General features: G+C 77.6%; 1 protein-coding gene. It reads left to right on the top strand.

Translation table 11 applies throughout. The features are described from left to right. Nucleotides 1–796, top strand: a 796-nt coding sequence (locus GTR00_RS21910) for an EAL domain-containing protein (protein ID WP_166613592.1), incomplete at its 5' end; no start/stop codon positions are given. Nucleotides 797–839 lie beyond the last annotated feature (43 nt).

Below are 839 nucleotides of genomic sequence, written 5' to 3'. Positions count from 1 at the left end.
CACCCGCCCCGGCGCGCAGCTGCTGTCCGTGGAGGCGCTGGCCCGCTGGCGCCACCCCGAGCTCGGCCCCGTCGACCCCGGCACCTTCATCGAGGTCGCCGAGCGCGCCAACCTCGTCCCGCTGCTGGACGCCCACGTGCTGCGCGTGGCGTGCCGCGACCTGGCCGCCTGGCGCGCCGACGCCGCCGCCGCCGACCTGCCCCACGTGCCGCGCCGGGTCGCCGTCAACGTCTCCGCCGTGTCGCTGTCCGCGGACGGCTTCGCCGAGGGCGTGCGCCGCACCGTCGCCGCCGCCGGCCTGCAGCTGGACGACGTGTGCCTGGAGGTCACCGAGACCGCCCTGGCCAGCGACCTGCGCGCCTGCCGCGCCGTGCTGGAGGAGCTGCGCCGCGACGGGGCCCGCGTGGCCATCGACGACTTCGGCACCGGCTACTCCTCGCTGTCGTACCTGGTGGACCTGCCCGCCGACCACCTGAAGGTGGACCGCTCCTTCGTGCGCGACCTGCGCGGCGCGCGCGGCACCTCCGGCGACCTGCGCGGTGGACCCGCGCGCGCCGTGGCCGCCGCCGTGGTCTCGCTGGCGCGCACCCTCGGCCTCGACGTGGTCGCCGAGGGGGTGGAGACCCTGGAGCAGAACGCCGTGCTGGTGGAGCTGGGCTGCGAGGCCGTGCAGGGCTACCTGTACGCGCGGCCCATGAGCCGCGACGACCTGTGGGACCTCCTCGTCGGCGGCGGCGTCCTGGAACCCGACCCGCCCGCCGCCGGGCTGCCCTCCCCGAGGCAGGTGACCGCGTGATCCTGCCCCGCCGCCGCGGCGGCGGGGCAGGATCACGCGGTCA

Origin of the sequence: Kineococcus indalonis, from assembly GCF_009906395.1 — a bacterium.
Lineage (GTDB): Bacteria > Actinomycetota > Actinomycetes > Actinomycetales > Kineococcaceae > Kineococcus > Kineococcus indalonis.
Note: the sequence above shows the minus strand (reverse complement) of the source record. Positions and strands in the feature narration are given on the sequence as shown.